Origin of the sequence: Salinisphaera sp. RV14 (genome assembly GCF_052044135.1) — a bacterium.
Taxonomy (GTDB): Bacteria; Pseudomonadota; Gammaproteobacteria; order Nevskiales; family Salinisphaeraceae; genus Salinisphaera.
This window is the reverse complement of record NZ_JBQDYF010000001.1, coordinates 394,794-419,873: the sequence shown is the minus strand read 5'-3', so window position 1 is coordinate 419,873 and position 25,080 is coordinate 394,794. Positions and strand designations below refer to the sequence as shown.

Below are 25,080 nucleotides of genomic sequence, written 5' to 3'. Positions count from 1 at the left end.
CGCGCACCGGCGACGGCGTCGGATGGGCTCGAAGTGAACAAGTCCGGCGGAGAACAAAGCGGTAGGTCGGATTAGCGCGCAGCGCGTAATCCGACGCTCGATCGGCGGACTCTGTGGCTCGGCTGTCGGATTACGGTGCAAGCACCTAATCCGACCTACGTAACTATCCTTGGGAACAAAGCGCAGGCAACCGTTCGCGCCACGCTCGAACCAACGCCCCAAACGACTAACCGCCATCTGCGTACATCTGTGTTGATCTGCGGACAAATGCCTTAAGGAACGAAGAGAAAAGTCACGCGGAGCCCGAAACCACGGACGTTGCGAGCCCAGTCCGCCAATGGTCGCTTCGATGAATCAAAAGCCCACTACGAGGCGGTTGTTGCCATGGCCTGTACGCTGCTTTGGCTGTCTATGTGATGAAACATCGACATGCCCTAACCGGCGGCATTCAGCGATCGATCGTATTCGCGCCAGCCGTCGAAGCACTTGCAGAGCGCGGCCACGCCGGCGCCCGACAGCCGAAACGGCGCGATGAGAAACGCGCCCGGCTTGAACAGGGTCGGCCACAGATAGCCGGCGATCGCGAGTGCGGCCGCCCAGATCGGGAACAGTACCGCGATACGGGCCGGACTCGGCGCCCTCATGCCATCACCCCGGCGGCGCTCGCCTGGCGCAACGGATCGAGCCCGGTCGCGCGCAGCAGTGCCGCGGTTTCATAGACGGGCAGGCCCATCACCGCCGAAAAACTGCCCGACAGATGCGAGATGAACTGCCCGGCATGGCCCTGGATGGCATAGGCGCCAGCCGCGCCCTGCGGCTCGCCGGTGGCCCAGTAGGCCGCGATCGCCGCCTCGTCGAGCACATCCAGGGTCACCTCGCTGACCACCGTCGTGGTTTCGGTCACGCCGTCCGCGAACAGGGCCACGCCCGTGATCACGCGATGCGTGGTTCCGCCGAGCGCACCCAGCATGCGCTGCGCGTCGGCCAGATCGACCGGCTTGCCGAAGGCCTCGGCGCCGTGTGCGACCACCGTGTCCGAGCCCAGGATCCGGGCGGCCGGGTAAGCCGCCGACAGGGCCTCGGCCTTGGTTCGCGCCAGTCGCTCGGCCAGCGCATCGGGCGTCTCGCCCGCGCGCGGGGTTTCATCGATATCGGCCGGGATCGCGGTGAACGCCAGCCCGAGTTGTTGCAGCAGGCGGGCCCGCTGCGGCGAGGCCGAGGCCAGGATCAACGCATCGCTCATAGGTTCTCCACATGCTCGATCAGGCGCCCGGTCGCGACCAGATCGAAGAAAGCATCGCGCATGAAACGCCCGGCATCGACCGCCTGGCGCCAGGCCCGTTCACGCCGGGCGTCGTCGCCGGCATAACGATGAAAATCGCGCCGCCCGGGCACCGCGCCGTCGACCAGGCGATCCCTGAACGCCGGGCCGGGGCCGACCAGCAGCACATGATCGGCATGGCGCGGCGCCCGCCAGCCGAGCCGCTTGTCGAGCCAGCCCGGCACCAGCCGCGTGTCGAAATGCGGCATGAGCACGATCGGCGCCGCGGTATCGGCCGCCAGCAACGGCTGGTCGATGTGATAATCGGTGAGGCCGCCGTCGCGGTACAGCCCGGGCGGCGCGCCGGCCGGATTCTTCACGGCCTGCATGATCAACGGCACATTACCACTGGCGAAGACCGCATCCCGCAGATTGTCATCGGTCAGCGCCACCGTGCGGCTGGCGATGCCGTCCTCGGCATAGATCATCGACTGGCCATCACGGGCAAACACCACGCGTTCGAAGAACGCGCCCAGCCAGCGGCGCGAGGCCGCATTGGCCAGCCCCGCGGCCACCGAACCGGCGGCCAGCAGCGCGCGATGATCGGTGGCCATCGCCGCGCGCGAGCGGACCGTCATCGCATGCAGGCGATAGCGCGGATGGGTCAGCACGCCGCGGCGCACCTCGGGGGTAAGCACTTGATCGAGAATAGCCGCGAGCGTCGCGGTGATCTCGGCGGCATCCGGCTTCATGCTGTAGCGCTGGCCGATATAGGCCTCGGTCAGCGCATCGATCGCCGCGCCCGGATCGCTGGGGTGACAGGCCACCGCGCCCGCCCAGGCGCCGATCGAGGAGCCCACGATCGGCAGCGGCGCTTCGCGTTCGGCGAACCAGTCGGTGAACAGCGCGCGATAAAAGGCGGCAATCGCCAGCCATTTCGGCCCGCCGGCCGCGCCCGCGACTGCGCCCACCCGCGCGGGGGTGAGCGCGCCTTCGGCGAGCGCGCCGCGCGCGGCGGGCCCGGCCTTCAGGGTCAGATAGCGGGCGCTGTCGGTCATGGCATGTAACGAAAAAGCCGGCGCACCGCAGTTCGCGATACGCCGGCCGCGGCGAATATCACGGGGTGTATCTCACGACGACACGCCCTGGCGCCGTCGATTACTCGACGGTCAGGATCTTCATCGTGTTGGTACCACCCGGACCGGTGAAATCGCCCTTGGTGATCAACACGCGGTGGCCGGCACTCACATCGCCACGCGCCCTGAGGCAGGCCATGGCTTCGGTACTCGGCACCATGCTGTCCAGCTCGCTCGGCTTGAACGCCACCGGATACACATTGCGGCACAGGGCCAGATACTGCTCGGTGCGCGGATAGTGCGTCAGCGCGAAGATCGGCACCGGTGCGCCCTGGCGCGACATCAGCATGGCGGTGGTGCCCGACTCGGTCAGCGAGATGATGGCATCGGCGTGCATGTTGCGGGCGGTATAGACCGTGGCCATGGCGATGGCCTCGTCGGTGCGCCGGAAATGCGCCGCCAGGCCGGCGGGCGCGCGTTCGGCCACCGCCTCACGTTCCGCGCCCTGGCAGATGCGGCTCATGGCTGCGACCGTCTGCACCGGATACTTGCCCACGGCCGATTCGGCCGACAGCATCACCGCATCGGTGCCGTCGAGCGTGGCGTTGGCCACATCCAGCACCTCGGCGCGGGTCGGCGTCGGGTTTTCGATCATCGACTCCATCATCTGGGTCGCGGTGATCACCAGCCGGTTCATCTCGCGCGACTGGGCGATGATGCGCTTCTGCACGCCCGGCAGTTCGGGATCGCCGATCTCCACGCCGAGATCGCCGCGGGCCACCATGACCACATCGGAGGCACCGATGATTTCCTCGAGCGCATCCAGCGCTTCGGCGCGCTCGATCTTGGAGCACAGCCGGGCACTGCCGCCGGCCTCGCTCATCAGCCGGCGGGCCTGATGCATGTCGGAGGCACCACGCACGAACGACACGGCCAGGAAGTCCACTTCCAGCGACGCGGCGAGCTTGATGTCTTCCATGTCCTTTTCGGTCAGACCGCCGGCCGACAGGCCGCCGCCACGCAGGTTCACGCCCTTGCGCCCGGACAGCTTGCCGCCGACCTCCACGCGGGTGACGATGCGCGGGCCGTCGACCTCGGTCACGGTCAGCGCGATGGCGCCGTCGTTGACCATCAGCTGGCTGCCCTTTTTCACGTCCGCGAGCAACGGCTTGAAATGGATGGCAACCGCATCCTTGGTGCCGGCGCCGGCCTCCATCTCGGTATCGAGCGTAAACGTCTGCCCGTTCTCGAGTTCCACCGAACCGTCCACGAACGATTCGATGCGGATTTTCGGGCCCTGCAGGTCACCCAGCACGGCCACGGCCTTGCCGAGTTCCCTGGCGACCTTGCGCACGGTATCCACGCGCCGGCGGTGCTCGTCGGCAGCGCCGTGGGAGAAGTTGATGCGCACGGCGTCGACGCCGGCCTCGATCAACTGCTTCAAAGTTTCCGGGCTGTCGCTGGCCGGGCCGAGGGTGGCGAGTATCTTGGTTTTGCGATGCATGCGGGGGACGCTAGCACAACCATTTGAAAAGCGGCAGACCCCCGGGCCGTGAGCCGCGCCAGCACATCGCCGACGCGGATGGGAACGTGCGCGAACCCGGCGGTCCTGCGCAGTGGCGCGCGCCCGGTCACGGCTCGATTGGACACGCCGACGCGGCGCTCGCACGCAACGGCAACAGGCCCTAGACTGCGGCCGGTCATCCGTTAACGTCCGTTGCCGATGTCCGCAACCCCGCCCGGCGTGCTGGCGCGCGCCGGAATCTTCGTTCTGCTGTGGCTCACCGGGATGACGATGCGCGCGCCGATTCTGGTGGCCGCCCCGCTCGGCCCCCGCATCGCCGAGGCGCTGTCGCTGAACCAGACCGGTGTGGGTGCACTGACCACGCTGCCGGTACTGGCACTGGGCCTGGGCGCGGTGCCAGCCGCCTGGCTGATCGCCCGCTTCGGCGCCCGCAATGCGCTCATGCTGGCGGTGATTCTGACCGGCGTGGCCTCGGCGGCGCGCGGGGTGGCGCCGGATGCCGGCATCCTGCTCATCGCCACCGCGGCTACGGGGCTCGGCATCGCCATCATGCAGCCGGCGCTTCCGGCGCTGGTCGCGCGTTGGTGCCCGGGCTTTGTGGCCCTGGGCGCGACGGTCTATCTCAACGGCATGATGGTGGGCGAATTCGTCGGCGCGGGTCTGACGCTGCCGGGGCTGCTACCGGCGGTCGGCGGCAGCTGGCGCGCGGCGCTGTTCGCCCTGTCGATCCCCATCGTCGTACTCGCGCCGTTCCTGCGGATCCCACGGCTGCACGGCGAGCGTCCCACGCTCGATCAGGTCGCGCGCTGGCCGGACTGGCGCGACGCGCGCGTCTGGCGCTTCGGCGGCCTGCTGGGGCTGACCGCGTCCACGTTCTTCGGGTTGAACGCCTATATGGGCGCGATATTGGCCAGCAAGCATCTGGCGTCGCATATCGATCTGGTGCTGGCGATCTTCAATGCCGTGCAGCTGTTCGTCTCGCTACTGCTGATGGCCACGATACGCCGCCTGCTGGCACTGCCACGGCTGCTGTTCGCCACCGTCGTGCTGCATATCGCGGGGCTCGCCGTGGTGATGGCCAGCGATTCGCTGTGGCTGATCGGCGGCGTGGTGGCGATCAGCCTGGCCTCGGCGGTGCAGCTGATTGCGTTGACCAGTCTGCCCGCGCTGATCCTCACGCCCGCACGGGCCGGGGCGGTGGCAGCCGGCATGTTCGCCGTCGGCTATGTGCTGGCCTTCATCGTCCCGCTGCTCGCCGGCAGCCTGGTCGATGCCAGCGGCACCACCGCCAGCGCGCTGTATTGCCTGCTCGGCCTGAACATGCTGTGCCTGCCGCTGGGCTGGCACACGATCACCGGCCTGGAGGGTCAACGCGCATAGCGCAGCCCCTGTTCCAGACCGCGCAACTCGGCCAGCCCGCGCAACCGGCCGTAAAGCGGATAGCCGGCACGGGTGGCGCGCGCGGCGTCGCCGAGCACGTGATGGCCGTGGTCGGCGCGCATCGGCAGCAACGCGCCGCCGGCGGCCTGTCTTCGATCCTCCTCGTCGAGCAGCACCGCCATCACGCCCGCCATATCGGCATCGCCGCCCAGGTGCTCGGCTTCGGCGAACGAACGGGGCTCGACCAGATCGCGGGCCACCGAGCGCAGATGCACGAAGTGGATACGCGCCGCGAGCGCGCGGACCATCGCCACCAGATCGTTGTCGGCGGCAGCGCCGTAGGAACCGGTACAGAACGTCAGGCCGTTGGCCGGGCTATCGACGGCGTCGAGAATCCAGCGGGCATCGTCGGCGCAGGAGACGATGCGCGGCAGGCCGAACAACGGTCGCGGGGGATCATCGGGATGAATCGCCAGACGCACGCCGGCGGCCTCGGCGACCGGCACCACGCGCTCCAGGAAGTAGCGCAGATTTTCGCGCAGTCCGGCATGGCCGATGCCGCGATAGGCCGCGATCGCTTGCCGGAACCCGGCCAGATCGTAGCCGGCGTCGGCGCCGGGCAGCCCGGCGGTGATGTTGTCGGCAAGACGCTGGCGCGCGGGCTCATCCAGCGCATCGAAATGCGCCTGCGCGGCGGCCCGGTCGGCCGGGTCATAGTCGTTCGCCGCGCCGGGGCGCTCCAGGATGAACAGATCGAAGGCCGCACAGGCAATGTAGTCGAAGGCCAGCGCGGTGCCGCCGTGGGGCAACGGCCGCGCGAGCTCGGTCCGGGTCCAGTCGGCGACCGGCATGAAGTTATAGGCCACGGTCTGCACACCGGCCGCGCCCAGCCGGCGCAGCGTGCTGGCCCAGGCATCGATGTCGGCGTCGCGGTCGGGGCCGCCGGTGCGGATCGCCTCGGTCAGCGGAATACTCTCCACCACCGACCAGCGCAGTCCGGCCTCCTCGATGGCTGCCTTGCGCGCCTCGATCGCGTCAACCGGCCAGGCGGTGTCGTTGTCGATCTCGTGCAGCGCGGTGACGATGCCGGTCGCACCGGTCTGGCGGATCTCGGCGAGCGTGACCGGGTCCGGCGGACCGAACCAGCGCCATGTGTATTCCATGGTCCTCTCCTGTTGTTCGTACGCCCCGTGGCATCGGCAGGCACCGACCACGATGTCTATACTTGCACCATAACGATAGTGTCATCTTCGGCCAGACAGCCCCGTACGGTCGAACGATGCCCATTGGCGTCCCCTGCTCGATACCGCGGCACTCTGGCCGAATCGGGTACGGGGCGTGTTTCGAGGAGTCCGATGAGCGATTCGCGGCCGCAGGCCCACGACAGTACACGTCGCCCCACCATTCGCGATGTCGCGCGCGACGCGGGTATTTCCAAGACCAGCGTCTCGCGTTATTTCGGCGAGGAGCGTCATCGCCTGTCGGAGGCCATGCAGGCCCGCATCGAGCGGTCGGTGAAACGCCTCGGGTTCCGGCCCGATCGCATCGCCGCCAGCCTGCGCGGCGGGCGCACCCGACTGATCGGCGCGCTGGTCGCCGATATCCGCAACCCCTACAGTGTCGCCCTCATTCATGCCGCCGAGCGCGCCTGCGGCGAGGCCGGCTATTCGCTGATGGTCTGCAACACCGACAACGACGAAACCCTGGAGCGCCGGCACCTGGAGGTGCTCGACGGTTACAGCGTGGACGGCCTGATCGTGAACACGGTTGGCCGCAATACCGAAGCGCTCGAGGCCATGCGCGAGCGCGGACTATCGATGGTGCTGGTGGATCGCCAGATCGACGCACTGGATTGCGACATGGTGGGGCTGGACGATGTCGCCGCGGTGGACGAAGCCATCGCACATCTGGTGGCGCGCGGCTATCAGCGGCTGGAACTGATCATCGAGCCGGTCGCCGGCATCAGTTCGCGCATCGCCCGCGCCGAGGCCTTCACGACGGAATGCCGGCGCCGCGGTCTGGCGGCGGACCGGCACGAAGCCGTGATCGAACAGGCCGGTGCGCCAGGGCTCGACGAACGGCTGGCCGAGCTGATGGCCGAGCCCCGCCCCACCGCCGTACTGTGCGCCAACGGCGTGGTCACGCTCGCCGTGTGCCATGCACTGCAGCGCCTGAACGGCTTCCACCGGCTGGGCGTGCTGGGCATCGACGAACTCGCCTGGTGTGCTCTGGCCGGCCCCGGCATTTCCACGCTGGCACAGCCCGTCGATGCCATCGGCCGCCGCGCCATCGGGACGCTGCTGAACCGTATCAACGGCGACGCCGCACCGGCCGCGGTCCATCGCCTGCCGGCCACGCTCAAGGCCCGCGGCTCGACCGCGCCCCCGGCATGACGACCGGGCCGCACGACGCACGCGTGGATGTAGTCACCTTCGGCGAAAGCATGGCCCTGTTCGCGGCCGACACGCCCGGCGATCTGGCGCACGTGACCCATTTCACCCGCCGGCTCGCCGGTGCGGACAGCAATGTTGCCATCGGCCTGGCCCGGCTCGGGCTCGCCGTGGACTGGACCAGCCGCGTCGGCAACGATGCCTTCGGCCGCTTCATCGTCGAATCGCTGGCCGCCGAGGGCATCGACGGCCGCCACGTGGTCGTCGACGACACGCGCCCCACCGGCCTGCAGATCAAGTCGCGCAGCGAGGATGGCAGCGATCCGGAGACCGAATATTTCCGCCGGGGCTCGGCCGCCAGCGCCCTCGGCCCGGCCGATTTGCCGGCCGAACGCATGGCCGGCGCGCGGCATCTGCATTGCACCGGTATCCCGGCGGCGATCAGCGGTTCCGCGCAGGCCTTGTGTCATCACGCCATGGATGCCATGCGCGCGGCCGGCGGCACGATCTCGTTCGATCCCAACCTGCGGCCGAGCCTGTGGACAAGCGAACAGGCTATGCGCGAGGCGATCAACGCCCTCGCGGCCAAGGCCGATTGGGTGCTGCCCGGCATCGACGAAGGCGAGATTCTGACCGGCTCGCGTGTGCCCGAGGCCATCGCAGATTTCTATCTCGGCGCCGGTGCCGGCGAAGTCGTGGTCAAGCTCGGCGCCGAAGGCGCGTACTGGCAGTCGGCCCAGGACCGCTGCCGGGTGGCGGGCCGGGCGGTCGAGCGGGTCGTGGATACGGTCGGCGCGGGTGACGGTTTTGCGGTCGGCTTCATCAGCGCCCGGCTGGAAGGCGCTACGCCGCGGGCCGCGCTCGAGCGCGCCAATGCGATCGCCGCCCGCGTGATTCAGTATCCGGGCGATTCGGACGGGCTGCCGCGCCGCGACGAGGTGGACTGACCGACCGGTGGCGCGACCGCCCGGCGATCAGTCGTGGTCGGGGTCGCGCCCTTCGTGATCGCCGTGGTCATCATCCCGGTCGTGGCCATAACCATGATCGTCATTGTCCCGGCCACGGTCATGGCCGTGCCCGTAACCGCCGTGGTCTCCATGGTTCCAGCCGCCGTGGTCGTGATACGGCGGCACGCAGGCGGCCAGCAACACCAATAACGGGGCCGCGAACAGAAGTCGTTTCATGGCCATGCTCCGTTGCACTTTCTTTGTACAGGCTAAACTGTACAGCCTGAACAATGCATGAAACCGCCGGGGCGAAGCCCGGTCACTTGCGACCGGCTGGTGACCACCGAACTCGCGCGGCGACAATACGAGTGCGCGGGCCGCGCTCAGTCGTGTCGACGCACCGCCGGATCGCGGGCAAGCGGGGTCGGCGCCCGCATGAGCGCGATGAACGCGCGGTCGAAGGCGGCGCGATCCAGCTTCATCTGCACGATCGCCGGTGGCCCAGCGGTCTCGGGTTTGCTGCGCTTCGTCCAGGCGAGCGTATTACCATAGCTCGGGCCATGGCTCATATCCGCATCCAGGTACAGCTGGCGCGTTTTCGTCACCAGTGCCGGGTGCAGCCAGGCCAGCGCGGCGATCTCGTCCCACATGTAGTAGCGCTCGGTGTCGTACCGGGCCAGGTACTGCGCCGCCGGACTGTGCGATTTCGCGATCGCCGCCTGCATTTTGTCCGAATACCAGCTCTGCAGCGAGATATCCACGGGCGTATCGATGATCTTGCGCCAGTCGGCCGTGAATACGATATGCGCCGCTTCCGGATCGAACCAGACATTGAATTCATGACTCGGGGTGGTGCTGAACTCGGCATCGTCGGTCGTCGGCGAGATCGAACCGCCCATCACGACAAGCTGCTTGGCCGTGCGGGCGAAGCTCGGATCGATGCGTTGGGCCAGCGCCAGATTGGTCAGCGGCCCGGCCGCGAACACCGTCACCTGCCCCGGATGGGCATGCACGGCAGCGATCAGGAAATGGGCGGCATCCTCTTGCCGCGCGGCGATCGAGGGCCGCCCTTCGGGCATCGCCTGGCGCGCATTCGGGTCGCTCGGATACGCCTTGGGGTCGGTTCCGTCGCCGCCCCAGGCGCCGAGCCAGGCAACATGCCCGTCGAGTTTCTGCTCGGCGAGCGTTTTCCTGCGGCTGCGCACCAACGGATGTACCGCCCCCTCATACACCGGAATATCGCGCCGTCCGATGAGTTCGAGCATGCGCAGTGTGTGTTGCGTCTCCGCTTTCATCCACGCATTGCCGGTGACCATCGAGATACCCAGAACCTTCACCTGCGGCGCCTGGATGAGCGCCAGCATCGCACGCATGTTGCTGCCGCCGGGCCCCGAACCGTCCTGATCGATGACCACCAGCCGCGGGGTGGATGCCGGTGCGGCGAAGGCCGTGCCCCCGATACAGATCAACACGCAAGCCAACCAGCACAGGCCCAAACAACGTCTCATGGCTTTCCCCCTGACGAATACGCGGTCCGGCGACGCGCATGAATCCGATTCATCGCACGGCGCCATCGGCCTCGCGGCGCATAAATCGGCGCTTTGAATCGTGACACGCCGGGGCTATTCCGAAAAGTGGACCGCCCACCGGGCGCCAGCCGAGAAAAACAGACGGCATGGCGCCGGAGATTGGGGTGGATTCAGAAAGGACATGCCAAAATCATGCGCCGGCATTCCTCCCGCGAGTCATAGGTCATGAACGACACCCCGGTCATCCACGCACGCGGGCTCGGCAAGCGTTTCCAGCGCAAGGTCGCGCTCGCGGATGTCGACCTGAACGTGGGCCCGGGGCGCATCGTCGGCCTGATCGGGCCCAACGGCGCCGGCAAGACCACGCTGCTCAACCGGCTGCTGGGGCTGGCCAATGGCGAGGGCGAACTGCGCATTCTGGGCCACGACCCGATCCGTGATCGCGATGCGCTCATGCGCGAGGTGTGCTTCATCTCGGACGTCGCCACCCTGCCGCGCTGGCTGCGGGTGCGCGAGGCGGTGGCGCTGGTCGGCGGCCTGCACCCCCATTTCTCACGCGCGCGCTGTGAGCGTTTCCTCGCCCGCTCGGCACTGGATCCGGCGAGTCGGGTCGGCCAGCTGTCCAAGGGCATGATCGTGCAATTGCATCTCGCGCTCATCATGGCGATCGATGCCCGGCTGCTGGTGCTGGACGAACCCACGCTCGGCCTCGACCTGCTGTTCCGGCGCTCCTTCTACGACAACCTGCTCGGCGACTATTTCGACGCCAGGCGCACGATTGTCGTCACCACCCACCAGGTCGAGGAGATCGAGCGCATCCTCACCGACGTCATCTTCCTGCGCGACGGCCGCAAGATTCTCGATGCCTCCATGGCGGAGCTGGCCGAACGCTTCATCGAGGTCCGCGTGGCCCCGGCCCGGCTCGCGGCCGCCCGCGCGCTCGGCCCGATCGGCGAGCGGCGCCTGCCCGGCGCCCACGCCCTGATCTTCGATCGCGGGGCCGGAATCGATCGCAACGCCGTGGCCGCGCTCGACGACAACCCGCGCCCCCCCGCTCTGGCCGATCTGTTCACGGCCTGCATGCACCCGGAGCCCGCATGAACACCGCCTGGCACAACATCCGCTGGCTGCTGCGGCGCGAAGCCATGGAGCATCGTCGCTTGATCATGGCGCCGGTGCTTCTCGGCGGCGTCATGATCCTGCTCAACCTGCTGCTGCTCGTCTCCAGCCTGTTCGGCCACGGCGGTCGCCGGATCCATTTCGAATTCGACAACGGCAGCGTGCTGAACATGCTCGCGCTCAACCTGCAGCCGCTCGGCCCGGGCAACGCTGCCGATCTGGGTCCGGCGATTTCGCTGCTGCTGCTGGCCACACTGCTGCTGTTCGCGCTCGCGCTGGGGGCGGCGATGGTGTCCTACGCCCTGGGCTGTCTGTTCGAGGAACGCCGCGATCGCAGCATCCTGTTCTGGAAATCGCTGCCCGTGAGCGACGGTCAAAGCGTGGCCGCCAAAACACTCATCGTCATGATCGCCGTGCCGGCGATCTACACGGCCGCCGCACTCGTGACCGGCTGGATCTGCATCGGCATCTACATTGTGCCCCTGCTCGGCGCCGGGGCCGCGGCCCGCGATCTGATCGCCCAGACTCATCTGTTGGCAATCAGCGGCCTGACCGTGGCCGCGCTGCCGGTCTATCTGCTGACACTGGCGCCGGCGGTCGGCTGGCTGCTGCTGTGTTCGGCCACGGCCCGCCGCCATCCGGCGCTCATGGCCGTGATCGTGCCGGCATTTTTTGCCATGCTCGGCGGGCTCGGGCTGCCGAACCCGGTCTGGCATCTGCTGGTCGGCCCGATCCTGCCCACCGGATTCACCCGCGCCCTGTCCGCGCTCGGTGCCCAGGGCGGCCTCGGCCCGGCGCTGGCCGCCGTTTATCGTCCCGTCACGACCCTCGATCTGTGGCTGGGGCTACTCTTTGCCGCGGCCTGCCTGATCGCGGCGACAATGTACCGGCATCGGTTCACAACGCTGGTGTAAAGAGCGCGCCCATCGCCACGACCGGCGGGCGACAGGCCGCGTCAGCCGATCGCCAGCATCCGGTCGATGGGACGGCGCGCGGCCTCGGCCAGCACCGGGTCGACCTTCACCTCATAACGATCGTAGGCCAGTGCATCGCGCAGCTTGGCCAGCGTGGTCAGCTTCATGTACTCGCAGACCGAGTTCTCGCTGGCCGGGTGGAAGGTCTTGCCGGGATTTTCCTTTCTCATCCGGTGCAGGATGCCGGTCTCGGTCGCCACCACGAATTCCTGTGCCTCGGACTCGTGCGCATGCGTGAGCATGCCGCTGGTGGAGTGGATATGGGCATCCTTGCAGTCGAAGCTCATCGCCGAGTTCATCATGCAGGCCGTGGAACAGCCGCATTCCGGGTGAATGAGGATCTCGGCGTTGGGGTATTCGCGCTGCTTGGCAGCCAGATTCATGTCGCCGATCTTCTCGTGCACGTGGCAGGAGCCCGGCCAGATGTGCAGCTTGCGCCCGGTGATCATCTCCACATAGGTGCCGAGGAAGCGATCCGGCAGGAACAGAATCTCTTCGTCTGCCGGAATCGCCTCGATCACCTGTACGGCGTTGGATGAGGTCACGCAGTAGTCGCATTCCGACTTGATCGCCGCCGAGGTGTTCACATAGGCGACGACGGTCGCGCCCGGATGCTCGGCCTTCCAGGCCTGCAGCTGTTCCAGCGTGATGCTCTCGGCCAGCGAGCAGCCGGCGTTGAGGTCGGGGATCAGCACCGTCTTGTCCGGCGAGATGATGGATGCCGTCTCGGCCATGAAGTGCACGCCACAGAATACGATCACATCGGCATCGGTAGCCGCGGCCTGGCGCGATAGGCCGAGCGAATCGCCGAGATAGTCGCAGATATCCTGAATCTCGGGGCGCTCATAGTTGTGCGCCAGGATGACGGCGTTCTTGGCGGCCTTGAGCCGCTGGATGTCGGCGACGAGCTGTTCGTTGTGGGTGGTCATGTCGTGCTTCTCCTCCCGGCCGATAACGGCGGCCGGCCTCGCATGAGGCCGGATTATGACTGAATGCGATCGACGCGCTGGCTGATATCGAAAGCGATCACCGAATGGGTGAGCGCGCCGATCGAGATGAAATCCACGCCGGTGGCGGCAATGCTGGCGATATTGTCGCGCCCGACATTGCCGGACGCCTCAAGCCGCGCCCGCCCTGCGGTGCGCTCGACCGCGGCGGCCATGGTGTCGGGCGTCATGTTGTCCAGCATGATCAGGTCGACGCCCGCGGCCAGGGCCTCGTCGAGTTCATCCAGCGTGGTGGTCTCGACCTCGATGCCGATGGCCGGCGCGTAGGCCCGTACCGCCGCCACTGCCGCGGTGATGCCGCCGGCGGCGGCGATGTGGTTGTCCTTGATCATGGCCAGATCGTACAGCCCGGCGCGATGATTGACGCCGCCGCCGATGGCCACGGCCTTCTTGTCCAGATCGCGCAGCCCGGGCACCGTCTTGCGGGTATCGAGAATACGCGCGCGATGGCCGGCGACCCGGTCGACGTAACCCCGGGTGGCGGTGGCAATGCCGGACATGCGCTGGGCGATGTTGAGCGCGGTGCGCTCACCGGTGAGCACCGCCCGCCCGGCGCCTTCGAAGGCGACCAGTTCGGTCCCGGCGGTCACAGCGTCGCCCTCGGCCACCACCGGGCGCCAGTCCAGATCCGGATCGAGCCGCCGGAACACGGCCTCGGCCTCGGCCAGCCCCGCGATCACGCCCTCGGCCTTGGCCACCCAGCGCGCGGCAACCGGCGCGCCCGCATCGAGCACGGCGTCGGTGGTGACGTCGCCGGTGTGCACATCCTCGGCCAGCCAGCGGTCGATGCGGGCCGGGTCGATCGTGGATTCGATCTTGGATTGGATAGGGGCGGCGGGCTGATTCATTACTTTACCGATACGAATACGGGCCGATCGCGATGCACGGCGGGGCGCGTATCGCGCCGGCAATGTACGCCGACACTGGTCTCGCGGGCCAGTGCGGCCCGGGCGATGGCGTCGGCCAGCGCATGAACATGGCGATCGAGGAAGGCGAAATAGTCGTCGGCCCGATCCGGGGATGCCGACAGCGGCGCGGCCCGGGCCGTTTCGATGGCAGCGAGCGCGGCCTCCAGCCCGGCGCGATCCCGCTCGATCCCGACGTGGCGCATCATCAACGCACCCAGATCGCGGCGCCGCGTGGCGAATGCGTCAGCGTGCCCCGGCTCGACCCGCCATATCGGCCCGTTGTCGACCCGGCCGGGTCGCGGCGCAGCGCGCTCGGCGGCGTGGGCCACGGCACGCTGCGCGAACACCAGGCATTCCAGCAACGAATTGCTGGCCAGACGATTGGCGCCGTGCACGCCGGTGGCCGCGACCTCGCCAGCGGCATACAGGCCGGGCACATCGGTCGCGCCGTGGTGATCGGTGGCCACGCCGCCGATGCAGTAGTGGGCCGCGGGCGCGACCGGCACCGGCTCGCGTCGCCAGTCGATACCACGCTCGGCGATCGCCGCCATGATGAAGCCGAAGGACTGTTCCAGCATCGCCGGATCGAGATGGCGCAGATCCAGTCCGACGTAGGGCACGTCCTGGCGCGCGATCTCGGCCGTGATGGCGCTGGCCACGACATCGCGCGGCGCCAGTTCGGCACCCGGCGCATCCGCCAGAAAGCGCTCGCCGGCGGCGTTGACCAGCGTCGCCCCGGCCCCGCGCAGCGCTTCGCTGATCAGAAACGTCCGCCCGCTGGCTTCGTGGAACGCGGTCGGATGAAACTGGACGAACTCCAGGTCGGCCTGGCGCGCGCCGGCCGCGCGCGCCAGGCCCACACCCACGCCGAGCGCGCCGGCCGGGTTGGTGGTGCGCTCGAACAGCGCGGAATAACCGCCGGTAGCGAGAAGGGTCGCCGGCGCCCGCACCCTGAGTTCGCCGTCCACGTCCTGTCGGTGGATCCGCGCGCCCGCGCAGCGACCGTCGGCATCGCGCAGCAGCCGATGGGCGAAGCCGTGCTCGACCACCGTAATGGTGTCGCACTCACGGATACGCGCGATCAGGAAATCGACCAGCGCCTTGCCGGTCTGTACGCCCAGCGCGTGCAGGATGCGGTGATGCGAATGCCCGCCTTCCAGGCCGCGTCGCAGGCGACCGTCGGCGTCGGTGTCGAACGGCATGCCGGCGGCGATCAGCGCGCGTACCACGGCCGCGCCCTCGGCCACCAGGATCTCCACGGCCGCACGGTCGCACAGGCCGCGCCCGGCGGCCAGCGTATCGGCGACATGGGCTTCCAGCGCATCGTCGTCGGTCGTGACCGCCGCAATGCCGCCCTGGGCCCAGTAGCTGCTGCCCGAGGCCAGCGCGCCGTCGGTGACCAGGACCACACGCCCGAGTGCAGCCGCCTGCCAGGCCGCGTAAAGGCCGGCCGCGCCGCTGCCCAGCACCAGGAAATCGCAGTCCAGGGTGTCCACTGTCACGTTCGCTCTGTGCGGGGCGTTTCAAGCCCGGTTCAATCGAAAGACGGTGGCTGGCCCGGGTCGCGCCTCGGCGCGTTGGCTCCCGGGCCCGCCACGTCCAGCGGGCGATGGCGATCATCGCCGCTGTCCTCGCATCGTCCCCTGTTCCGGGAGCGCGGCGCCAGCGACGCGCGTCGCCCGGCCGGGCCGAGATGCTTTTGGCACAATGCCAGCCCTACAACATACCCCATTACACGCCGAATGTTCAGCCCGACCGATTCCGGCGACGCGGCCCGGCGCGTTCGATCGACGAACGCCGGCCGATCGCGCAAGATGGCGGCCCCGCGGTTGCCGGCGATGCCCCGGCCTTCGTAGTCGTTGCCATGTCCTTTTACCGTCGCGCCCGATTGTCCCGCATCGAAGCCGGTCGCCTGGCGCGCCTGGCGCTGCCCATTCTGGGCGCGCAGCTGGCACAGATCGGCATGGGTACGGTCGATGTCGCCATGGCCGGCCATGTCGATGCGACCACGCTGGCCGCGGTATCGGTCGGCTCGAGCGTCTGGATTCCACTGGTGGTGTTCATGGTGGGCACACTCATGGGGCTGACGCCGATCGTGGCGCAGCATGCAGGCGCACGCCGCCCGGACCTGATCCGCCCGGCGGTGCAGCAGGCGCTGTGGGTCGCGCTCGTGCTGGGCCTGGCAAGCGCGCTGGCCGTTGTCTATGCCGGCCCGCGAATCTTCGCCCTGATGCAGGTGCCGGCGGATATCGCCGCCCTGGCCACGATCTATCTCGACGCGGTCGCCTTCGGCCTGCCGGCGATCGCGATCTACGAGACCCTGCGTTTTTTCTCCGACGGCATCGGCCACACCCGCGCCTCGCTCATCTTCGCCGTCGCCGGGCTGGCCGTGAATATCGTCGCCGATGGCGTGTTGATGTTCGGCGGCCCGGGGCTCGCCGACGTGTTTGGCCCGGCTCTGCCCGGCTGGCTCGCCGGCCTGCCGGCGCTCGGCGCGGCGGGCTGTGGTATCGCCACGGCGGTGTCGATGGCGTTGATGGCACTGGCGCTGTTCGTCTACACCCGGCGCGCGGCGGTCTATACCGCCTCACGGACCGGGCCGGCGTGGTCGGCGCCGTCGCCGTCGCTGATCCGCGAGCAGCTTCGCATCGGCTTTCCGGTCGGCGTCGCGATCTTTGCCGAGGTGTCGTTGTTCACCGCGATCGCACTGTTTCTCGCCGGTTACGGCGAAGTGGTGATCTCCGCCCATACGGTGGCGCTCAACTTCAGTTCGGTATTGTTCATGCTGCCGCTGTCGCTCGGCATGGCGCTGACCGTGCGCATCGGTCAGGCACGCGGGCGCGGCAAGTACCGCCATGCGCGCTTCGTGGCCTGGAACGGCGTGCTCTGCGCGCTGATCGTCGCCGTGCTGATCGATGCCATCCTGATCTTCGGCGGGCCATATGCCGTACGCCTTTATACCGACGAACCCGCCGTACAGGCGCTGGCGATCAACCTGCTGCTGGTGGCCGCGATCTATCAGTTCTCGGACGCCGCCCAGGTTTCGATCGCCGGGGCGCTGCGCGGCTACAAGGACACGCGCATCATCATGGCGGTCACCGTGTTTGCCTATTGGGGCGTGGGACTCGGTACCGGCTATATCCTGGGTGAAGGCTGGCCGGGCGTGTTTGCCGGGCTCGGCGTCTACGGCTACTGGATCGGGCTGATCGCGGGGCTCAGTGTGGCCGCGGTGCTGTTGGGCTGGCGGCTACGCCACACCGCGGATACCACCCGGCCGCAGGAGATCGGGCATTGAACGCCACGAGATATTCCCGCGCTGATAGATTAAGCGCATTCTGATCGTCCGCCAGGCTCATGCGCTTCCGTTCGTCGTTGGTTTTCTCCGCATTTCCGTTGTATCGGCCGGCCCTCGGCCTGGCTATTTTCGCCGCGCTGGCGAGCGCCGGCTGCGCGACGCAGGCGCCGCCGGCCTCGCGCGGGGTAAAGCAAAAACCGGCGAAATCGGCCACCGCACCCGCCGACCCGGCCCAATGGGTCGGCCGTTGGCAGGGCCCGGGCGCGGCCGCGCTCACGATCATGCCGCGCGCCGACGGCCATTTCGAGATCAATCGCCGCAACCGGCAGGGCGTGAGCACGCACTACCAGGCCACAGCGGCCGGTGGCCGCCTGTATTTCCAGCGCCTGGGCAAGACGCTTGCGATCCGGCCCGGCCGCGGCAGCGAAACCGGCAATCCGGCACTGGCCGACCTCAGCGATTGTCTGCTGATCGTACCCGGGGGCGGCGGTTATTGCCGGCGCGCCGACTCCGCCGATGCCCTGCCGCTGACGCCCGGCGCCTACGTGGCGGTAAAAACCGCATGCGACGCGGCTCAGCGCACCAACACGGTGTTTTTTACCGGCACCGGTATCGCCCGCCCGGGCCAGAATGGCTGTCGGGCAACGCTGGTGAGCCAGCAGGGCATGATCTTTCATCTCGACGACAGCTGTGCCGGCAACACGGCCGGCAGCGGCGCCAACGAAACCGTTTCCGTGCCCGACGCCCATCACATGGCGTTGGCAGCCAACGGGCAGCCAGTAACGCTTTATCGCTATTGCGCGACCGGGCTGTTACCGCCTGCGCTGCAGGCCGAGCGGCCCCATTGACTGCGGCAGCAAAACCAGGGGCACGAACGGCTGCGGGCGTGGCGCTGTTTTCAGGCGCGCTTAGCATCCCGCGCTGCGGATGACTCGACAGGCTCGACTCGTTCGGCATCGCCAGTGGCATCCTGCGCCGGCGCCATCGCATCGGCGGGCGTCGGGTCGGCCAGTTTTTGGGCCGGTTCGGTGAACACACCATCGATCCGATTCAGACCATCCAGCGCCGCGGTGCGATACGCCTCGGCCATGGTTGGATAGTTGAAGGTGGTGTTCACGAAGTAGTCGATGCTGTTGCCGGCCCCTTGCTGGCTCATGATGGCCTGGCCGATATGCACGATTTCCGAGGCCTGGTCGCCGAAGCAATGAATCCCGAGGATTTCGTGCGTGACCGGGTCGAACAGCAGCTTGAGCATGCCGACCGTGTCGCCGGTGATCTGGGCGCGCGCGGTTTCCTGGAACAGCGCCTGGCCGACTTCGTAAGGCCGGCGCGATTCGGTGAGCTCGCGCTCGGTGGGGCCGAGTGAGCTGATCTCGGGAATGGTATAGATGCCGGTCGGCACGTCGTCGACATAGCGAAATCCCGGCACGCCAATGGCATCGGCGCTGGCGGCCCGCCCCTGGCCATAGGCGGCACTGGCCAGGCTCGGCGTACCGATGGCATCGCCCACGGCATGGATGTGCGGGAATTTTGTGCGATAACGCTCGTCGACCGCGACCTGGCCGCGCTGGTTCGGCTCGATGCCCAGCTGATCCAGCCCCATGTCGTCGGTGTTGCCGGTACGGCCGTTGGCCCAGAGCAGCGCATCGGCGCGCACTTTCTTACCCGATTTCAGATGCAGCGTCACGCCGTCGTCGTCGGGCGCGATGCGATCGTATTCCTCATTGTGCCGGATCAGCACGCCGTAGGTCAGCCGCAGGTGATACGACAAGGCATCGCTGATCTCGTCGTCGAGGAACTCGAGCAGTCGTTCGCGGCTGTTGATGAGCTGCACGCGAACACCGATACCCGAGAAGATCGAGGCATATTCGCTGCCGATCACGCCCGCGCCGTAGATGATCAGCGAGCGCGGCGTAAAACCGGGGTCGAGAATGGTGTCGGAATTGAATACGCGCGGATGTGAGAAATCCACATCCGGCGGCTCGTACGGTCGCGATCCGGTGGCGATTACGGCCTGATCGAAGACCAGCGTATCGACCTGGCCGTTGCTGCGGGTTACCTGCAGGCGATGCGCGTCGACGAACCGGGCATGGCCGGCCAGAACCTCCACGCCGTTGCGGGCATAGAAGCTCGAACGCATCTGGATCTGCTGGCCGACCACGCGATGCAGCCGTTCGAGCAGCCACGACAGGGGCGCGTCCGGGGTGCGCAAATCGTAGAGCATGCGCGAGGACTGCACCGACAGCAGCTGCTTGACCGCTTCGCGCAACGCCTTCGAGGGAATGGTGCCGCGGTGCGTGCAATTGCCGCCCACATCCGCCAGACGCTCGACCACCGCGACCGATCGCCCGTGCTTGACCGCGTTCAGGGCCGCACTTTCGCCGGACGGGCCGGTGCCGATCACCACGACTTCGTAACGCTTTTCCGCCATGAATCGCTCGCTCGAACCTGTATAAAGCACGAATTGTCGCATGTTGCGTGCCGACTCGCCGCTTCGCGGGGACGGCCGCCGGGGCTTACACTGACGTCCGACCATTCGCTCGCTAATCGCGCGCATGACGAATCCGAATCCCGACGGCAAGGGCGTGTCGCCGGTTCTCGCCACGCTCGACGAAGCCCGTGGCGGTCTGGCGGCTGCCGCGCCCAAGCACATCGATCAGGTCGCCACCGAGCTGTTTACGTCGCTGTTCGTGCTCGAATCCGAATTCCGCTTCAAGCCGGTGGTCGGCAAGACCTATTATCTGTACCGCCAGCCCGAGCGTTTCTGGCTCGGCATCACGCCACCCGACATGCTCGGCGAGACGGTGGCCGGGCGTTTCATCGGCACCTGCGTGCTGCAACCCGACATGACCTGGACGCTGGAACTGGCCGCAACCGTTGCCGCCGACGCGCACTTCATGGCCTGGCTGGCGGCCAGGCGCGCCGCTTTCGAACGCCGCCTGGGCGAGGCCGAGACGGTGGACGACATCCTGCCGGTGTATGAATCGCGGCTGTCGTTCTATCGCCGGGCCTCGGCCTTCGGCGTAGCGCATTCCCTGTCGCGTTCGATGAGCGCCTCGGGCATCAGCGGATTATCCTACGACGAGGCACGCGGCCTGTTGACCGACGCCTGTGCACGCGACCGCGACTGAAGACACGCAATTCATGCCGCGAACGGACATTACACAGCTGGCCACATGCCCGCTCGCGGCCGGCCAGTGACCGGCCGCGATCCAGCGGTTGGTTTCGCGGGTCAGCGATCACAGGCGGCGCGTATCGCCTCGGCCGTGGCCTGCCAGCCCAGGCATTCGTCGGTGATCGACACGCCGTAGGCGAGATCGCCGCCGAGGGCCTGCTTGCCGTGCTCGATATGGCTTTCGAGCATGACGCCGGCGATCGCCTGCTCGCCCGCCCTTCGACGCGCGCCCAGTTCGACCATGACCTCGGCCTGACGGGCCGCGACCTTGCCGCTGTTGGCATGACTGCAATCGACAATCAGGCGCTCGGGACAGCCCAGTGCCGCCAGCGCGCCGCGCGCCCGGGCCACGCTTTCGACGTCGTGATTGGCCCCGCCGCGGCCGCCGCGCAGGATCAGGTGCGCATCCGGATTGCCGGGCGTGGCAATCGCCGCCGGCCGGCCGTGGCGATCGGTGCCGAGATAGTGCTGGGGATGCGACGCCGCGGCGATGGCGTCGATCGCGGTGCCGATCGCACCGTCGGTGCCGTTCTTGAAACCGACCGGCAGATCGAGCGCGCTGGCGCGCTCGCGATGGGTCTGCGATTCGGTGGTGCGCGCCCCGATCGCGGCCCAGGACAACACATCCGACAGATAATCGGCCGCGATCGGGGTGAGCAGCTCGGTGGCGACCGGCAGGCCCAGCTCGGCCAACTCGATCAGCAGGCCACGGGCGGCGGCGAGACCGGCGCCGATGTCGTTGCTGCCGTCGAGATGCGGGTCGTGCAGCAGGCCTTTCCAGCCCACGGTCGTGCGCGGTTTCTCGACGTAGGCGCGCATTACCAGCACGGCATCGTCGGCGCATTCGGCGGCCAGTTCGGCCAGCCGGGCGCCATAGTCGAGCGCCGACGCTCGGTCGTGCAGCGAGCACGGGCCGGCGACGATCAGCAGGCGGTCGTCACGGCCGGCGAGAATATCGCGGATCAGATCCCGTTGATGCCCGATGCGGGCCGCCAGCATGGGGGCGATCGGCAGTTTCTCGGACAGCTCGGCGGGCGTGGCGACGAGCGTGGGCGCGATCGCGGGCGTGGCCTGGGCGTCGAGATTACAAGCAGTGGCGTGTTGCCGGGACATGGTCGGCTCCCTGGTGGCACAGCGCGGACAACGCGCTGATGGCTTGCGTGGTGGCTGTCTGAGCGGCCGCAAACGGCCCGTACGCGCTGCCCCGGTAAAACGGCTGGGTGCTGAACATCGTGGTCATCCTTGCGTTGCATTGATGCCGCATTCGCGGCAAGAAAAAACCCCCGGCCGGGAGATCCGACCGGGGGTTTTGGCAAACGCCGGGTCAGGCTCCCGAATCCGGGCGCCTGTCCGTATCGGTTCAGGCGCCTGTGCGGCTAAACCAATACCCGTAAAACATGTTCGATTGCGGTTCCACGCGAACGCACGCTGTCGCTGCGGCGACGGCGGTGAGTACGGGTTCGATAGTGAAATCACACATAGCGGGAATGAGGTTAGGCCATGTCGGCCGGGAAAATCAACAGCCATCGGTCAACGCCCGCGAATCAGTTCGCGAATCAGCCAGCGCCCCGGATGCAGCGCATCGACTTCGGTCGCAGCACGCGGCATTGGCTCGTCGCACAGCCGCGAGGCCAGCACTTCGGCGCTGAGCGGCGCACTCACCATGCCATGCGCGCCATGCGCGAGGCTTGCCCACAGCCCGCGGCGATGCGCGCCCGGGACCGCGGCGATACGCCGGGCATCGAGCGCCAGTTCGGCGTAGTCGCGGCGCCAGGCCGCGGCGTCGGGCACCGGCCCGACATACGGCAGTCGATCGTGGCCGGTGCAGCGAAAGGCGACCCGCGCGGCCAGCGGCGGACCGAGCCGGGCGGCCAGATCCGGGGCGATCTCGGCCAGCATGGCGCGGTTGGCGTCATCCTCGGCGGCGCGCGGTGCTGCGTCGACCGCGTCGCGCCGGAAGCTGGCGCCGACGTGGAGCCGGCCGTCGACCGGCGGCAGGGCATAGCCGCGCCCACAGAGCACGCAATTCGGGGACGCCGATTCCGGCGGCAGGCCGAACACGCTGACCTGGCCGCGCACCGAGGGCAGCGGCGGGAGGTCGCGACACAGCGCGCTGGCGGCACCGGCACAGGCCAGTACCACCTGGGCGTATTGCGCCCGCTTGCCATCGGCGGATGTCAGCCGCCAACCCGCGGGAACCGGCTCGAGGCCGGTGACAGCCACGCGATGGAGCGCCGCCCCGCTGCACTCGACCAGCCGCCGGCACAATCGATCCGGCCGTACCCAACCCGCGTTCGGGTAATACAGCCCGCCGTGCACGCCGGCGGCCAGCGCCGTGCCGGCGAGGCGTTGCGCCGTCTCTCGCCCCACCCAGCGGACCAGCGAACCCGGCAGGTCGAGTCGGTCGAGACAGCGCTGCTGCCGGGCCCGCGCCTCCGGATCGCGCGCCAGCTGCAACAAACCGACGTCGGACCAGAGCGTGCGCGCGCCGTCCAGATCGGCCAGCCAGCGCCCGAGATAATCGAGCGCGGCGAGCTGGAAGCGCGTACGCGCGTCGCCATTCGCCGCGGGACGGACATGCAATGCCGCCCGGGCATGGCCCGACGCGCCACCGGCGACGCCCGCCGGGTCGTAGAGATCGCAATGCAGGCCCCGCCGCGCCAACGCGTCGGCCACCGTGGTGCCGGCGATGCCGGCGCCGATCACGGCCACCGGGCCCGGGGCGGACGCCGGCGGCGGTTCGAACCACGGCCGGCGCTGGCGTGCCGGCGCGGCCGGCATGCGGGCCGTGCGCTGCCCGCGCAGCATCTCGCGCTTGTGTCCGGCGCCCGGCATCTTCTGCCAGGCGAAGCCGGCCGCCGCGGCATGCTCGCGCACAACCCGCGCACAGCTATAGCTGGCGAAGGTCGCACCGGGCCGGCTGGCCGCGGCCAGGCCGCGAAACACGGCCGCGCGCCACATCGCCGGATTGCGGGCCGGCGCGAAGCCGTCCAGAAACCATGCATCGGCAAGCCCGTCCAGGCCGGATAGCGCGGCCTCGACATCGTCGAAAACCAGATCCAGCGTGACGCGGTCATCGAGATGCAGCCGGTGGGTGCCGCGCACGAGCGCCGGCCACTGGTCCGCGATCCGCGCGGCATCAGCCGCCAGCGCCGGATGCCCGCGCCAGAGTGCGCGCAGATCGCCGGCGGTCAGCGGATGACGCTCGATCGACACGATATGCAAGCGCGCGGTGGCCGGTGCCAGGTCACGAAACAGCCGCCATGCCAGCATGACGTTGCGCCCGGTGCCGAAGCCCGTCTCGCCAATCACGAACGGACGGGGCTGCCGCCAGTGCGCCCAGCGTGCCGGCAGATCATTGCCCTCGATGAATACATGACGCGATTCGGCCAGGCCATCGTCGACCGAAAAGTAGACATCGTCGTAGGCCGGCGCGCGCGGTGCGTGCCGGTCGATCTCGATCGTGCCCGGCTCGATGCCGAGGCGTTCGCCCTCGCGTGGGCTCACGACGACGCCCGGACACGCCTGGTCAGTTTCTGCGCAATACGCCGCGGGCGCCCGCGCCGCGGCCGATCGCAGCGGTTCGTCACGGATCGCGCACAGGGTTGTCCACAGAGACTGTGTGTAATGTCAGGCACGGGCGCTATCGGGTCAGAGACTGAAATGCATGCTCGATGCCGAACGGCACGAACGGCAGGCCGATCAGCGCCAGCATCAGCAGCCGCACGGCCGCGCTGGCCATGCCGGCCGCGAAGATCAGCATCGGCACGCCCAGCCGCCGGGCCTTGGTTGGGATCATCGTAGGGGCAGTCTTTATTCGCCCTGCATGATAGACGAGGCGGCCGACCAGGGCGTACACACGAGACCGGGCCGCGCCCGTTGGTCAGAATCTGACCAGAGGCCGTCCCGACGCCCGCGGGCTGTGGATTCCGCGCACTTCGCCGGGTGTTGCGAACAGGGTTATCCACAGATGGTGTGTACAACGGTCGCCGCCGAACCATCGATCTGCGATCATCGCCGCATGGCAGAATCCGGCGTCATCCGATCACGTGTATTGCGGTGGCTTTTGCGCGCTCTGGCCTTCGCCTGCATTGGCCTTGGCGCCATCGGCGTGGTATTGCCCGGCCTGCCCACCACGCCCTTTGTTCTGGTCGCGGCCTGGGCGGCCGGCAAATCCTCGCCCGAGCTGCGGCGCCGGCTGCGTTCACATCCGCACTTCGGGCCTGCGCTGGTGGCCTGGGAAGATGAACGCGCGATCCCGCGCCGCGCCAAGTGGCTCGCGGTGGCGCTGATGGCGACCAGTTGGATCCTGCTCTGGTGCACCATCGAGCATCGCGGCGTGATCGCTCTGGTCGGCGCCATGCTGGCGGCCATGGCGGTGTTTGTCTTCACCCGGCCGGAGCCATCGGCACGGGGCATCGACAAGTAGCCCCGCGGCCCGACCAAGGGCCGTTGTACTGCCGGGTCGCGGGCACCGGGCCACCCTGTTATCGC

The 25,080-nt window shown here is 68.3% G+C and carries 22 protein-coding genes and 1 pseudogene; 9 read left to right on the top strand and 14 right to left on the bottom strand.

What is annotated here, in order from left to right; translation table 11 throughout:
• Nucleotides 1-434: 434 nt before the first annotated feature.
• The 4 genes from ACS8Y6_RS01905 to pyk all read right to left on the bottom strand — a co-directional run bounded on the left by ACS8Y6_RS01905 (nucleotide 435) and on the right by pyk (nucleotide 3,841).
• A complete protein-coding gene (locus ACS8Y6_RS01905) occupies nucleotides 435-644 on the bottom strand; it encodes a hypothetical protein (RefSeq protein ID WP_440854887.1) in 210 nt (69 codons plus the stop codon).
• Nucleotides 641-1,243, bottom strand: a complete 603-nt coding sequence (locus ACS8Y6_RS01900) for a Maf family protein (protein ID WP_440850385.1) — start codon at nucleotides 1,241-1,243, stop codon at nucleotides 641-643. The genes ACS8Y6_RS01905 and ACS8Y6_RS01900 overlap by 4 nt, the downstream gene beginning before the upstream one ends.
• Nucleotides 1,240-2,319: a patatin-like phospholipase family protein gene (locus tag ACS8Y6_RS01895; protein WP_440850384.1), complete on the bottom strand. Its 1,080-nt coding sequence runs from the start codon at nucleotides 2,317-2,319 to the stop codon at nucleotides 1,240-1,242. Before ACS8Y6_RS01895 ends, ACS8Y6_RS01900 begins: the two co-directional genes overlap by 4 nt.
• A gap of 100 nt (nucleotides 2,320-2,419) precedes the next feature.
• Nucleotides 2,420-3,841, bottom strand: coding sequence for a pyruvate kinase (gene pyk, locus ACS8Y6_RS01890; protein ID WP_440854886.1), 1,422 nt, complete (start codon nucleotides 3,839-3,841; stop codon nucleotides 2,420-2,422).
• A gap of 219 nt (nucleotides 3,842-4,060) precedes the next feature.
• Between pyk and ACS8Y6_RS01885 the strand changes: the two genes are divergently transcribed.
• Nucleotides 4,061-5,242, top strand: coding sequence for an MFS transporter (locus ACS8Y6_RS01885; RefSeq protein WP_440854885.1), 1,182 nt, complete (start codon nucleotides 4,061-4,063; stop codon nucleotides 5,240-5,242).
• Here the strand turns inward: ACS8Y6_RS01885 and uxuA are convergent.
• On the bottom strand, nucleotides 5,230-6,405 hold the full coding sequence (gene uxuA, locus ACS8Y6_RS01880) for a mannonate dehydratase (RefSeq protein ID WP_440854884.1): 1,176 nt from the start codon (nucleotides 6,403-6,405) through the stop codon (nucleotides 5,230-5,232). The genes ACS8Y6_RS01885 and uxuA overlap by 13 nt on opposite strands.
• A gap of 192 nt (nucleotides 6,406-6,597) precedes the next feature.
• Between uxuA and ACS8Y6_RS01875 the strand changes: the two genes are divergently transcribed.
• Nucleotides 6,598-7,635 carry a LacI family DNA-binding transcriptional regulator gene (locus ACS8Y6_RS01875; RefSeq protein WP_440850380.1) on the top strand — a complete coding sequence of 346 codons (1,038 nt, stop codon included), beginning with the start codon at nucleotides 6,598-6,600 and terminating at the stop codon, nucleotides 7,633-7,635.
• On the top strand, nucleotides 7,632-8,579 hold the full coding sequence (locus ACS8Y6_RS01870) for a sugar kinase (RefSeq protein ID WP_440854883.1): 948 nt from the start codon (nucleotides 7,632-7,634) through the stop codon (nucleotides 8,577-8,579). The genes ACS8Y6_RS01875 and ACS8Y6_RS01870 overlap by 4 nt, the downstream gene beginning before the upstream one ends.
• Before the next feature lie 27 nt (nucleotides 8,580-8,606).
• On the opposite strand, the gene ACS8Y6_RS01865 is transcribed toward ACS8Y6_RS01870, so the two are convergent.
• Together ACS8Y6_RS01865 and ACS8Y6_RS01860 are read right to left on the bottom strand one after the other, a co-directional pair.
• Nucleotides 8,607-8,816, bottom strand: coding sequence for a hypothetical protein (locus tag ACS8Y6_RS01865; protein WP_440851552.1), 210 nt, complete (start codon nucleotides 8,814-8,816; stop codon nucleotides 8,607-8,609).
• A gap of 146 nt (nucleotides 8,817-8,962) precedes the next feature.
• A complete protein-coding gene (locus ACS8Y6_RS01860) occupies nucleotides 8,963-10,087 on the bottom strand; it encodes a nucleoside hydrolase (protein WP_440851553.1) in 1,125 nt (374 codons plus the stop codon).
• A 246-nt stretch (nucleotides 10,088-10,333) separates the two neighbouring features.
• On the opposite strand from ACS8Y6_RS01860, the gene ACS8Y6_RS01855 reads away from it, so the two are divergent.
• Together ACS8Y6_RS01855 and ACS8Y6_RS01850 are read left to right on the top strand one after the other, a co-directional pair.
• Complete coding sequence (locus tag ACS8Y6_RS01855; protein ID WP_440854882.1) at nucleotides 10,334-11,209, top strand: ABC transporter ATP-binding protein; 876 nt, start codon at nucleotides 10,334-10,336, stop codon at nucleotides 11,207-11,209.
• On the top strand, nucleotides 11,206-12,141 hold the full coding sequence (locus ACS8Y6_RS01850; protein WP_440854881.1) for a hypothetical protein: 936 nt from the start codon (nucleotides 11,206-11,208) through the stop codon (nucleotides 12,139-12,141). The genes ACS8Y6_RS01855 and ACS8Y6_RS01850 overlap by 4 nt, the downstream gene beginning before the upstream one ends.
• 41 nt (nucleotides 12,142-12,182) lie before the next feature.
• Here ACS8Y6_RS01850 and nadA read toward each other — a convergent pair whose 3' ends face one another.
• The 3 genes from nadA to nadB are packed head-to-tail and all read right to left on the bottom strand — an operon-like array spanning nucleotide 12,183 to nucleotide 15,618.
• On the bottom strand, nucleotides 12,183-13,130 hold the full coding sequence (gene nadA, locus ACS8Y6_RS01845) for a quinolinate synthase NadA (protein ID WP_440854880.1): 948 nt from the start codon (nucleotides 13,128-13,130) through the stop codon (nucleotides 12,183-12,185).
• A gap of 53 nt (nucleotides 13,131-13,183) precedes the next feature.
• Nucleotides 13,184-14,056 carry a carboxylating nicotinate-nucleotide diphosphorylase gene (gene nadC / locus ACS8Y6_RS01840; RefSeq protein ID WP_440854879.1) on the bottom strand — a complete coding sequence of 291 codons (873 nt, stop codon included), beginning with the start codon at nucleotides 14,054-14,056 and terminating at the stop codon, nucleotides 13,184-13,186.
• On the bottom strand, nucleotides 14,056-15,618 hold the full coding sequence (nadB, locus tag ACS8Y6_RS01835; RefSeq protein ID WP_440854878.1) for an L-aspartate oxidase: 1,563 nt from the start codon (nucleotides 15,616-15,618) through the stop codon (nucleotides 14,056-14,058). Before nadB ends, nadC begins: the two co-directional genes overlap by 1 nt.
• A gap of 362 nt (nucleotides 15,619-15,980) precedes the next feature.
• Between nadB and ACS8Y6_RS01830 the strand changes: the two genes are divergently transcribed.
• Nucleotides 15,981-17,411: an MATE family efflux transporter gene (locus ACS8Y6_RS01830; protein ID WP_440851559.1), complete on the top strand. Its 1,431-nt coding sequence runs from the start codon at nucleotides 15,981-15,983 to the stop codon at nucleotides 17,409-17,411.
• Between the two features lie 59 nt (nucleotides 17,412-17,470).
• Nucleotides 17,471-18,259, top strand: a complete 789-nt coding sequence (locus ACS8Y6_RS01825; protein ID WP_440851560.1) for a hypothetical protein — start codon at nucleotides 17,471-17,473, stop codon at nucleotides 18,257-18,259.
• Nucleotides 18,260-18,453: 194 nt separating this feature from the next.
• On the opposite strand, the pseudogene sthA reads toward ACS8Y6_RS01825, so the two are convergent.
• Nucleotides 18,454-19,842 (bottom strand): annotated as a pseudogene (gene sthA, locus ACS8Y6_RS01820) (Si-specific NAD(P)(+) transhydrogenase); the annotation flags it as partial.
• 124 nt (nucleotides 19,843-19,966) lie between these two features.
• Here sthA and ACS8Y6_RS01815 point away from each other — a divergent pair.
• Nucleotides 19,967-20,542: a DUF2452 domain-containing protein gene (locus ACS8Y6_RS01815; RefSeq protein WP_440851561.1), complete on the top strand. Its 576-nt coding sequence runs from the start codon at nucleotides 19,967-19,969 to the stop codon at nucleotides 20,540-20,542.
• Nucleotides 20,543-20,643: 101 nt separating this feature from the next.
• On the opposite strand, the gene ACS8Y6_RS01810 is transcribed toward ACS8Y6_RS01815, so the two are convergent.
• The 3 genes from ACS8Y6_RS01810 to ACS8Y6_RS01800 all read right to left on the bottom strand — a co-directional run bounded on the left by ACS8Y6_RS01810 (nucleotide 20,644) and on the right by ACS8Y6_RS01800 (nucleotide 24,385).
• On the bottom strand, nucleotides 20,644-21,699 hold the full coding sequence (locus ACS8Y6_RS01810; protein WP_440854877.1) for a 3-deoxy-7-phosphoheptulonate synthase: 1,056 nt from the start codon (nucleotides 21,697-21,699) through the stop codon (nucleotides 20,644-20,646).
• Nucleotides 21,700-22,116: 417 nt separating this feature from the next.
• Nucleotides 22,117-24,093, bottom strand: a complete 1,977-nt coding sequence (gene mnmC / locus ACS8Y6_RS01805) for a bifunctional tRNA (5-methylaminomethyl-2-thiouridine)(34)-methyltransferase MnmD/FAD-dependent 5-carboxymethylaminomethyl-2-thiouridine(34) oxidoreductase MnmC (RefSeq protein WP_440854876.1) — start codon at nucleotides 24,091-24,093, stop codon at nucleotides 22,117-22,119.
• A gap of 136 nt (nucleotides 24,094-24,229) precedes the next feature.
• Nucleotides 24,230-24,385: a hypothetical protein gene (locus ACS8Y6_RS01800; protein ID WP_440851478.1), complete on the bottom strand. Its 156-nt coding sequence runs from the start codon at nucleotides 24,383-24,385 to the stop codon at nucleotides 24,230-24,232.
• Nucleotides 24,386-24,607: 222 nt separating this feature from the next.
• Between ACS8Y6_RS01800 and ACS8Y6_RS01795 the strand changes: the two genes are divergently transcribed.
• Nucleotides 24,608-25,015, top strand: coding sequence for a YbaN family protein (locus ACS8Y6_RS01795; protein ID WP_440851477.1), 408 nt, complete (start codon nucleotides 24,608-24,610; stop codon nucleotides 25,013-25,015).
• Nucleotides 25,016-25,080: the final 65 nt, after the last annotated feature.

What these genes read in the sequence shown, in the direction of transcription:
- pyk (WP_440854886.1), bottom strand. Translation starts at nt 3,841, where the DNA reads ATGCATCGCAAAACCAAGATACTCGCCACCCTCGGCCCGGCCAGCGAC.
- ACS8Y6_RS01905 (WP_440854887.1), bottom strand. Translation starts at nt 644, where the DNA reads ATGAGGGCGCCGAGTCCGGCCCGTATCGCGGTACTGTTCCCGATCTGG.
- ACS8Y6_RS01855 (WP_440854882.1), top strand. Translation starts at nt 10,334, where the DNA reads ATGAACGACACCCCGGTCATCCACGCACGCGGGCTCGGCAAGCGTTTC.
- ACS8Y6_RS01810 (WP_440854877.1), bottom strand. Translation starts at nt 21,699, where the DNA reads ATGTCCCGGCAACACGCCACTGCTTGTAATCTCGACGCCCAGGCCACG.
- nadA (WP_440854880.1), bottom strand. Translation starts at nt 13,130, where the DNA reads ATGACCACCCACAACGAACAGCTCGTCGCCGACATCCAGCGGCTCAAG.
- ACS8Y6_RS01885 (WP_440854885.1), top strand. Translation starts at nt 4,061, where the DNA reads ATGTCCGCAACCCCGCCCGGCGTGCTGGCGCGCGCCGGAATCTTCGTT.
- ACS8Y6_RS01895 (WP_440850384.1), bottom strand. Translation starts at nt 2,319, where the DNA reads ATGACCGACAGCGCCCGCTATCTGACCCTGAAGGCCGGGCCCGCCGCG.
- uxuA (WP_440854884.1), bottom strand. Translation starts at nt 6,405, where the DNA reads ATGGAATACACATGGCGCTGGTTCGGTCCGCCGGACCCGGTCACGCTC.
- ACS8Y6_RS01870 (WP_440854883.1), top strand. Translation starts at nt 7,632, where the DNA reads ATGACGACCGGGCCGCACGACGCACGCGTGGATGTAGTCACCTTCGGC.
- ACS8Y6_RS01875 (WP_440850380.1), top strand. Translation starts at nt 6,598, where the DNA reads ATGAGCGATTCGCGGCCGCAGGCCCACGACAGTACACGTCGCCCCACC.
- ACS8Y6_RS01795 (WP_440851477.1), top strand. Translation starts at nt 24,608, where the DNA reads ATGGCAGAATCCGGCGTCATCCGATCACGTGTATTGCGGTGGCTTTTG.
- ACS8Y6_RS01860 (WP_440851553.1), bottom strand. Translation starts at nt 10,087, where the DNA reads ATGAGACGTTGTTTGGGCCTGTGCTGGTTGGCTTGCGTGTTGATCTGT.
- ACS8Y6_RS01830 (WP_440851559.1), top strand. Translation starts at nt 15,981, where the DNA reads ATGTCCTTTTACCGTCGCGCCCGATTGTCCCGCATCGAAGCCGGTCGC.
- ACS8Y6_RS01815 (WP_440851561.1), top strand. Translation starts at nt 19,967, where the DNA reads ATGACGAATCCGAATCCCGACGGCAAGGGCGTGTCGCCGGTTCTCGCC.
- ACS8Y6_RS01800 (WP_440851478.1), bottom strand. Translation starts at nt 24,385, where the DNA reads ATGATCCCAACCAAGGCCCGGCGGCTGGGCGTGCCGATGCTGATCTTC.
- ACS8Y6_RS01825 (WP_440851560.1), top strand. Translation starts at nt 17,471, where the DNA reads ATGCGCTTCCGTTCGTCGTTGGTTTTCTCCGCATTTCCGTTGTATCGG.
- ACS8Y6_RS01865 (WP_440851552.1), bottom strand. Translation starts at nt 8,816, where the DNA reads ATGAAACGACTTCTGTTCGCGGCCCCGTTATTGGTGTTGCTGGCCGCC.
- nadC (WP_440854879.1), bottom strand. Translation starts at nt 14,056, where the DNA reads ATGAATCAGCCCGCCGCCCCTATCCAATCCAAGATCGAATCCACGATC.
- ACS8Y6_RS01900 (WP_440850385.1), bottom strand. Translation starts at nt 1,243, where the DNA reads ATGAGCGATGCGTTGATCCTGGCCTCGGCCTCGCCGCAGCGGGCCCGC.
- ACS8Y6_RS01850 (WP_440854881.1), top strand. Translation starts at nt 11,206, where the DNA reads ATGAACACCGCCTGGCACAACATCCGCTGGCTGCTGCGGCGCGAAGCC.